The following is an 8,532-nucleotide window of genomic DNA, read 5'->3' as shown; positions in this document are numbered from 1 at the left end:
CATATTTTTGCTACAGTGAACCAAATTAAGATCATCTATTTACTAGGCCTCGCATTTGCGGGGTTTTTAATGCTGAATAAAAGGAAAACTTGATGGAATTGCCCAATATTATGCACCCGGTCGCGAAGCTGAGCACCGCATTAGCCGCTGCATTGATGCTGAGCGGGTGCATGCCCGGTGAAATCCGCCCGACGATTGGCCAGCAAATGGAAACTGGCGACCAACGGTTTGGCGATCTGGTTTTCCGCCAGCTCGCACCGAATGTCTGGCAGCACACTTCCTATCTCGACATGCCGGGTTTCGGGGCAGTCGCTTCCAACGGTTTGATCGTCAGGGATGGCGGCCGCGTGCTGGTGGTCGATACCGCCTGGACCGATGACCAGACCGCCCAGATCCTCAACTGGATCAAGCAGGAGATCAACCTGCCGGTCGCGCTGGCGGTGGTGACTCACGCGCATCAGGACAAGATGGGCGGTATGGACGCGCTGCATGCGGCGGGGATTGCGACTTATGCCAATGCGTTGTCGAACCAGCTTGCCCCGCAAGAGGGGATGGTTGCGGCGCAACACAGCCTGACTTTCGCCGCCAATGGCTGGGTCGAACCAGCAACCGCGCCCAACTTTGGCCCGCTCAAGGTATTTTACCCCGGCCCCGGCCACACCAGTGACAATATCACCGTTGGGATCGACGGCACCGACATCGCTTTTGGTGGCTGCCTGATCAAGGACAGCAAGGCCAAGTCGCTCGGCAATCTCGGTGATGCCGACACTGAGCACTACGCCGCGTCAGCGCGCGCGTTTGGTGCGGCGTTCCCCAAGGCCAGCATGATCGTGATGAGCCATTCCGCCCCCGATAGCCGCGCCGCAATCACTCATACGGCCCGCATGGCCGACAAGCTGCGCTGAGCCATGGCTGACCACGTCACCCCCAATCTGCCATCGCGCGATTTCGATGTGACAGAGGCGTTTTATGCGAAGCTGGGCTTTGCGACGAGTTGGAAGGATCGCGGCTGGATGATCCTGCAGCGCGGCGGTTTGCAGCTCGAATTCTTCCCCTATCCTGACCTCGACCCAGCTACGAGCTCGTTCGGCTGTTGCCTGCGGTTGGATGATCTCGATGCCATGGTGGCATTGGTGAACGCGGCGGGAGCCGAGGAAAAAAGCACCGGCTGGCCGCGCTTCAAAGCTCCGCAACTGGAGGCGAGCGGCCTGAGGATCGGCTACCTGATCGATCCCGACTGCACGCTGGTGCGGCTGATCCAGAACCCCGACTGACCGCATGCCCGCGAAAATCAAGATTTGCGGGATCAGCACACCCGAGGCGCTCGATGCGACCATCGCGGCGCGGGCGGACTATGCCGGGTTGGTGTTCTATCCAGCGTCGCCCCGTGCGGTTACGTCGAATGTCGCGGGCGCTTTGACATCGCGCGCAGCTGGCCAGATCGCCATGGTCGGTTTGTTCGTCGATGCGGATGATGCTGTCATCGCCGACGCACTGGTGGCAGCCAAGCTGAACGCGCTGCAGCTGCACGGTTCGGAATCGCCCGAACGCGTGGCCCAGTTGCGCGCGCGGTTTGGCAAGCCGGTGTGGAAGGCGCTGCCCGTCGCCAGCGCCAGCGATGTCGCACGCGCCGCAGCCTATGCCGGGGCGGCGGACTTGATCTTGTTCGACGCCAAGACCCCCAAAGGCGCGCTGCCCGGCGGCATGGGGTTGGCGTTCGACTGGTCGCTGCTGGCCGGATATCGCGGTGCCTTGCCGTGGGGGCTGGCAGGCGGGCTAAATCCGACGAATGTTGCCGAGGCGATTGCGCGCACCGGAGCGCCGCTGGTCGATACCTCCAGCGGCGTCGAAAGCGCGCCGGGCGTCAAGGATACCGACAAGATTACCAATTTCGCCTTTGCGGTGCGCTTGGCCTAAATCGCGTCGATCAATAGGCGTCGTTCAGCGCAAAGATCGGCTTGCGGGTGCGCCACTGCCCTCGGGTGAAGTCGGGAAAATCTAACGTGCGATTGCCCTCAGCAATCGATTGTTCCGACAGAGGCGTGATCGCGCTCCAGGCCAGCGCGTCGTAAATGTCGATTGGCATCGGGGCCTTGGCCTTCAGCGCCTCGACAAAAGCGTGGATCACGAACCAGTCCATCCCGCCATGCCCGGCCCCTGCCGCCAGATCGGCGTAGCGTTTCCATAGCGGGTGATCGTATTTCGCAAACCAGCCCTCGGCAGGCTCCCAGCGGTGCGGCTGTGGGCTCTTGCCCTCCAGATAGATCGACTTGTTGACGTCCATCCACAGCCCCTCGGTGCCTTGCACCCGAAAGCCGAGAGAATAGGGGCGCGGCAGCGAGGTGTCGTGGCACAGCATGATCGTTTCACCATTAGTGCAGCCGATCATGGTGTTGACCACATCACCCAGTGCGAATTTCACCTCGGCGTTGGGATGATCGGCAGAGCCGTTCTTGACGACATAATCATGCAGCCCGCGCGCCTTACAGCCGAAGCCGCCAGCGCCCGCTTCGCCCGGCAACGCGACCTTCAGGGTGCGGGTCTGCGGCGGGTAGCACACGCCGGCATCGGCGCAGCCCTGGTACTTCACGGTCAGGGTGGTCGCGCTCGCGCCGGCCGCGGGCGTGCCGGTGAGGGTGCCGAGCAATTCCTTGCGGTAGGTTTCGACGTCGCCGAAGAATTCGTCGCGGTAGGCCTTGCCCTTCGGCAGCGCCATGGTCGCGCCGGTGAAGGCGGCATCGGCCTTGACCGAGGTGCGGTGCCGGTACAGGTAATAGCCGTCGGCGATCCGCCAGCGCACCTCGATGCGGTCCGGCGCGGTGGCCTGCGCGGACAGGACGAAGACCTCGTCGACCGGCGGCAGTTCGAAGTCCTGGGCGACGGCCGAGGTCGCGGGCAGCGCAAGCAGCAGGGCGAGCCCGGCCAGCCAGCGGCGCAGGCGGATCGTGGATGCGGTCATTGGCTCAGTTTACCGGTCGGCTCTCGGCGGCCAGCCATTGCAGGTATTCGGGCAGGCCGGACGCGGCTTCGACCGCGAGCAGCTCCGGGAGTTCGTAGGGATGCAGTTGGCGCAGGCGTTCCTGCAGGGCGGGGTAGGCCTCGGCACTGGTCTTGACCAGCAGCAGGACCTCGGCCGCGGCCTCGACCTTGCGTTGCCAGCGATAGACCGAACGCAGGCCGGGCAGGAGGTTGACGCAGGCGGCCAGGCGCTCGGCCACCAGCGCGGTGGCGATGCGCTCGGCGCTGTCGGCGTCGGGACAGGTGCAGAAGCAGATCAGGGCGCTCACCGGCATAGGGTAGCGGCTGCCCCGATCCGGCGGGCCTGGCGGACATCCGCGTGCGGCCCTTGAAAGTCGGCGGGCCCGCCCCATCTCGGTGGCATGCCGGGTTCGCCCGGTTCTGTTGTCCGCGGTTTGGCACTCGCTTCGCGCGACTGCTAAAATCGCCGGGTTTTTCCACGTCAATCAACCATTTACCGAGGTTGCCATGTCCAATATCAAGCCGCTGCACGACCGCGTGGTCATCAAGCGCATGGAAGAAGAGAAGCTGTCCGCCGGCGGGATCGTGATCCCGGATTCGGCCACCGAGAAGCCGATCAAGGGCGAAGTCGTCGCCGTCGGCACCGGCAAGGTGCTGGACAACGGCCAGGTCCGCGCGCCGCAGGTCAAGGTCGGCGACAAGGTGCTGTTCGGCAAGTACAGCGGCACCGAAGTGAAGCTGGACGGCGTCGAGCTGCTGGTGGTGAAGGAAGACGACCTGTTCGCGATCCTCGGCTGATCGCGCGTCGCTCCCACACATTTCTCATCCGAATAATTTTTCGAGGTAATTCGCAATGGCTGCCAAGGACATTCGTTTCGGCGAAGACGCGCGCTCCAAGATGGTGCGCGGCGTCAACGTGCTCGCCAACGCCGTGAAGGCGACCCTCGGCCCGAAGGGCCGCAACGTCGTGCTGCAGAAGAGCTACGGCGCGCCGACCATCACCAAGGACGGCGTCTCCGTCGCCAAGGAAATCGAACTGGCTGACGCGTTCGAGAACATGGGCGCGCAGATGGTGAAGGAAGTCGCTTCCAAGACCTCCGACAACGCCGGCGACGGCACCACCACCGCCACCGTGCTGGCGCAGGCGTTCATCCGCGAGGGCATGAAGGCGGTCGCCGCCGGCATGAACCCGATGGACCTGAAGCGCGGCATCGACCAGGCGGTGAAGGCCGCGGTCGGCGAACTGAAGTCGCTGTCCAAGCCGTCGTCGACCAGCAAGGAAATCGCCCAGGTCGGCGCGATCTCCGCGAACTCGGATGCCAACATCGGCGACCTGATCGCGCAGGCGATGGACAAGGTCGGCAAGGAAGGCGTGATCACGGTCGAGGAAGGCAGCGGCCTGGACAACGAACTCGACGTGGTCGAGGGCATGCAGTTCGACCGCGGCTACCTGAGCCCGTACTTCGTCAACAACCAGCAGTCGATGTCGGCCGACCTGGATGATCCCTTCATCCTGCTGTACGACAAGAAGATCTCCAACGTGCGCGACCTGCTGCCCGTCCTCGAGGGCGTGGCCAAGGCCGGCAAGCCGCTGCTGATCGTGGCGGAGGAAGTCGAAGGCGAAGCGCTGGCGACCCTGGTGGTCAACACCATCCGCGGCATCGTCAAGGTCTGCGCGGTGAAGGCCCCGGGCTTCGGCGACCGTCGCAAGGCGATGCTGGAAGACATGGCGATCCTGACCGGCGGCGTGGTGATTTCCGAGGAAGTCGGCCTGTCGCTGGAGAAGGCCACCATCAAGGACCTCGGCCGCGCCAAGAAGATCCAGGTGTCGAAGGAAAACACCACCATCATCGATGGCGCCGGCGAAGGCGCGGGCATCGAGGCGCGCATCAAGCAGATCAAGGCGCAGATCGAGGAGACCTCCTCCGACTACGACCGCGAGAAGCTGCAGGAGCGCGTGGCCAAGCTGGCCGGCGGCGTTGCGGTGATCAAGGTCGGTGCCGCCACCGAAGTCGAGATGAAGGAAAAGAAGGCGCGCGTCGAAGACGCCCTGCACGCGACCCGTGCGGCCGTCGAGGAAGGCATCGTCCCGGGCGGCGGCGTCGCCCTGATCCGTGCCAAGGCGGCGATCGCCGGCATCAAGGGCGTGAACGAAGACCAGAACCACGGCATCCAGATCGCCCTGCGCGCGATGGAAGCCCCGCTGCGCGAGATCGTGACCAATGCCGGCGATGAGCCGTCGGTCATCCTCAACCGCGTGGTCGAAGGTTCGGGTGCGTTCGGCTACAACGCCGCCAACGGCGAGTTCGGCGACATGATCGAGTTCGGCATCCTGGACCCGACCAAGGTCACCCGCACCGCGCTGCAGAACGCCGCGTCGATCGCGGGCCTGATGATCACCACCGAAGCGATGGTGGCCGAGGCCCCGAAGAAGGACGAGCCGGCGATGCCGGCCGGCGGCGGCATGGGCGGCATGGGCGGCATGGATTTCTAAGCCCCGCGATCCATCAAGCAAGACCACAAAGCCCGGCCTCGTGCCGGGCTTTGTGCGTTCTGGCGTCCGAGGCGGGAGACTTCCTACCCGCCCCGCGGCAATGTCTGACGCGAAGATCAGAAAACGCCGATATGAACGCGTGCTCGCGGGCGCAACCCTGAGCAGCCGTCCCTGCAACGGAGCGCTGCGTGCCGCGCCTGACCGCACCCCGGCGGCAGGCCGAGGTGTGCGCGCCACTGCCGGCCGCCCACGCCGCTGCGCGTTAGGCGCGCCACCTGCCCGAGCGCACGCTGCTGTACGCGCTAGTGCAGGCGCACTACCCGGACTTCATCGCGCGTCTTGAGGCCGAAGACCGCCCGCTGCCCGAGTATGTGCGCGAGGAGTTCGAGACCTACCTGCGCTGCGGCGTGCTCGAGCACGGCTTCCTGCGCGTGGTCTGCGAGCACTGTCGTGCCGAGAGGCTGGTGGCGTATTCCTGCAAGAAGCGCGGGCTGTGCCCGAGCTGCGGCGCACGGCGCATGGCCGAGTCGGCGCGGCATCTGGTGGACGAGGTGTTCGGCCCGCGGCCGGTGCGGCAATGGGTGCTGAGTTTCCCGTACCCGTTGCGCTTCCTGTTCGCCAGCAAGCCTGAGGCGATCGGCCCGGTGCTGGGCATCGTGCATCGTGTGATCGCCGGTTGGCTTGCCGATCAGGCCGGCGTGCCGCGGGATACGGCGCAATGCGGCGTGGTGACCCTGATCCAGCGCTTCGGCAGCGCGCTGAATCTCAACATCCACTTCCACATGCTGTGGCTCGACGGCGTGTACGAGGACACCACCGAGCGTCCGCAGCGCAAGCCGCGCCTGCACCGCACCCGTGCGCCCACATCGGCGCAACTGACGGAACTGGCCAACACCATCGCGCATCGCGTGTGCCGGCACCTGTCGCGCCGCGGCTGGCTCGAAGGCGAAGACGAATCCGTGTTCCTGTCCGACAGCGCGGGTAGCGACGACGGCATGGATGGGCTGCGGATGAGTTCGATGACCTACCGCATCGCCACCGGTCGCGACGCTGGCCGCAAGGTCGTCACGCTGCAAACGCTGCCTGGCGACGCCGGTCCGCTGGAGGGCGACGCCGGCAAGGTCGGCGGCTTCTCGCTGCATGCCGGCGTGGCCGCGGAAGCACACGAAAGCCACAAGCTCGAAAAGCTGTGCCGCTACATCACGCGCCCGGCGATCAGCGAGCAGCGGCTATCGATCTCGCCACAGGGCAGGGTGCGTTACCAGCTCAAGACGCCGTGGCGCAATGGCACCACGCATGTCGAATGGGATGCGGTGGACTTCATCGCCAAGCTGGCGGCACTGGTCCCGCCGCCACGCGCGCATCTCACCCGCTTCCACGGCGTATTCGCCCCGAATGCAAACCTGCGCGCGCAGCTGACGCCCTCGGGGCGCGGCAGGCGGCCTGCGGGCGATGCGGCGCCAGTGGACGTCAGCGCCCACGACGAGCCGCGCAGCCCCGAGCAGAAGCGCCGTGCGATGAGCTGGGCGCAACGGCTCAAGCGGGTCTTTTCCATCGACATCACCACCTGCGCCCACTGCGGCGGCGCGGTGCGGATCGTCGCCAGCATCGAAGACCCCAAGGCCATTCGCGCCATCCTCGCCCACTTCGAGAAACACGGCGCGCTGGAGCAAGCGCACTACCGGCCCGCAGCGCGCGCCCCGCCGCCCGCCGCGTGATGAGGCGCCGGCCACACAGCCGGCAGCCAAGCCAGAGTCCGATCCGATGCGGCCACGACCCCGCAGGGCTGCGCTCGGCCCTGTGCCGGGATTCGGTGAGAAATGGCTACGCACTGAGCCGCTGCACTGGGCTTGGGTGGTCCTCCCGTGATCGTCTTTTTCCTTGGCTCTCCGCTGGCCTTGGAAGCGGGGCGGGCGTCGATCGTTGCAGCTTTTTTGGCAATGGATGTGGCTGCGCTCCCCGCTTTCTGGGCGCTTGGCCTGTTCGGACGCGAGTCGCTACATCTTGGCGTGATGAGCTTGCCAGTGCTGGTGTCAGGCGTCTGGTTGGGCGCGCGGATTGCCCAGCATGTAGAGGAAGCGGTAGCGCGAAAGGTCATTCTCGTGCTGCTGATGCTGCTTGCCTTGGGTAGCTTTGTCTAATGGCCCGTACCCCTCCCGCGACATCCGAATTCAATGACCTAGAGATGTAGGCAAACACCTTGGAACAGAGCATCAGCATGACATCGCCTGCCAAAGACGTTCGTATCGGTATCGGACTGTGCCTGCTCTCGATGTTCATCTTCGCTATGCAGGATGGTCTTACCAAGACCTTGGTCAAAGATCTGCCTGTCGTACAACTGGTGATGGTCAGGTACTGGTTTTTCCTGCTTTTCGCTGTCGTATTCGTGTTGTTGAAGGGAGGGCTGAAAAGAGCGGTCAGAACTGGCCAGCCGATGCTCCAGGTATTGAGGGCATTGCTTGGCGTGTTCGAGATAGCTGTGTTCGGCCTGGCTTTGCGTTACCTAGGGCTGGCGGAAACCCACGCGATATACGCGATATTTCCCCTACTGACCATGTTATTAGCAGCCTTGGTGCTGCGAGAGTCTGTCAGTCTGCGTCAGACCCTGGCAGCCATGGTCGGTTTTGCGGGTACGTTGATCATTCTTCAACCTGGCATGGGCGTATTTAGCGTGGCGTCTCTGATCCCATTGCTTTCAGCCTTCATGTTCGCTGTATTCAACGTGTTAACGCGCAAGATCAGCCAGACTGATTCCTTTTCCACCAATATGTTGTACATGGGCTTTTGGGGAGCCGTGGCCTCGACGATGATGGGAGGTGGGCAGTGGGTGACGCCGACCGCTCCGCAATGGGGGCTGATGTTGGGGTTATGGCGATTTATGTTACTTTAGAGGGGAAAATCCCTAGAACCCCTACGACGACCAAATTGTTATCAAGCTCTACAAAACCAGTATTATTACTAAGATAATTCTTACAAGATAAAGGGATAGTTTTTAACTATCCTTTTTTTAGAATTTCTAAAATTAACATAATACACCTTATACGTAATGCGTTATAATT

Annotated in this window: 9 protein-coding genes and 1 pseudogene; 8 read left to right on the top strand and 2 right to left on the bottom strand. The window is 63.6% G+C overall.

Features of this window, described 5'->3' with window-relative positions:
- Positions 1 to 92: 92 nt before the first annotated feature.
- Genes ACWQ4X_RS19190 through ACWQ4X_RS19180 form a run of 3 tightly spaced genes read left to right on the top strand, consistent with a single transcriptional unit; the run spans position 93 to position 1,917 of the window.
- Positions 93 to 905: a subclass B1 metallo-beta-lactamase NDM-1 gene (locus ACWQ4X_RS19190; protein ID WP_004201164.1), complete on the top strand. Its 813-nt coding sequence runs from the start codon at positions 93 to 95 to the stop codon at positions 903 to 905.
- A 3-nt stretch (positions 906 to 908) separates the two neighbouring features.
- Entirely contained in the window at positions 909 to 1,274 is a 366-nt protein-coding gene (ble, locus tag ACWQ4X_RS19185; RefSeq protein ID WP_004201167.1) for a bleomycin binding protein Ble-MBL, read from the top strand.
- Between the two features lie 4 nt (positions 1,275 to 1,278).
- A complete protein-coding gene (locus ACWQ4X_RS19180) occupies positions 1,279 to 1,917 on the top strand; it encodes a phosphoribosylanthranilate isomerase (RefSeq protein WP_004201168.1) in 639 nt (212 codons plus the stop codon).
- A gap of 10 nt (positions 1,918 to 1,927) precedes the next feature.
- On the opposite strand, the gene ACWQ4X_RS19175 is transcribed toward ACWQ4X_RS19180, so the two are convergent.
- Positions 1,928 to 2,959, bottom strand: coding sequence for a protein-disulfide reductase DsbD domain-containing protein (locus ACWQ4X_RS19175; protein WP_004201169.1), 1,032 nt, complete (start codon positions 2,957 to 2,959; stop codon positions 1,928 to 1,930).
- A 4-nt stretch (positions 2,960 to 2,963) separates the two neighbouring features.
- Positions 2,964 to 3,293, bottom strand: a complete 330-nt coding sequence (gene cutA / locus ACWQ4X_RS19170; RefSeq protein ID WP_004201171.1) for a divalent-cation tolerance protein CutA — start codon at positions 3,291 to 3,293, stop codon at positions 2,964 to 2,966.
- Positions 3,294 to 3,486: 193 nt separating this feature from the next.
- On the opposite strand from cutA, the gene groES reads away from it, so the two are divergent.
- The 5 genes and pseudogenes from groES (at position 3,487) to ACWQ4X_RS19145 (ending at position 8,363) form a co-directional block, all read left to right on the top strand.
- Positions 3,487 to 3,777, top strand: a complete 291-nt coding sequence (groES, locus tag ACWQ4X_RS19165; protein WP_004201172.1) for a co-chaperone GroES — start codon at positions 3,487 to 3,489, stop codon at positions 3,775 to 3,777.
- A gap of 55 nt (positions 3,778 to 3,832) precedes the next feature.
- A complete protein-coding gene (gene groL / locus ACWQ4X_RS19160; protein WP_004201176.1) occupies positions 3,833 to 5,473 on the top strand; it encodes a chaperonin GroEL in 1,641 nt (546 codons plus the stop codon).
- Positions 5,474 to 5,661: 188 nt separating this feature from the next.
- Positions 5,662 to 7,191, top strand: a pseudogene (locus tag ACWQ4X_RS19155) (IS91-like element ISCR21 family transposase).
- Between the two features lie 132 nt (positions 7,192 to 7,323).
- Complete coding sequence (locus tag ACWQ4X_RS19150; RefSeq protein ID WP_434736111.1) at positions 7,324 to 7,614, top strand: hypothetical protein; 291 nt, start codon at positions 7,324 to 7,326, stop codon at positions 7,612 to 7,614.
- A 59-nt stretch (positions 7,615 to 7,673) separates the two neighbouring features.
- The gene (locus ACWQ4X_RS19145) at positions 7,674 to 8,363 is read left to right on the top strand and encodes a DMT family transporter (protein WP_227499389.1); all 690 of its coding nucleotides are present in this window, start codon (positions 7,674 to 7,676) and stop codon (positions 8,361 to 8,363) included.
- Positions 8,364 to 8,532: the final 169 nt, after the last annotated feature.

The sequence above is a fragment of the Acinetobacter sp. NigerLNRRAM0016 genome (genome assembly GCF_054112845.1).
The sequence above is the reverse complement of the archived record's forward strand: the minus strand, read 5'-3'. Positions and strand labels throughout refer to the sequence as shown.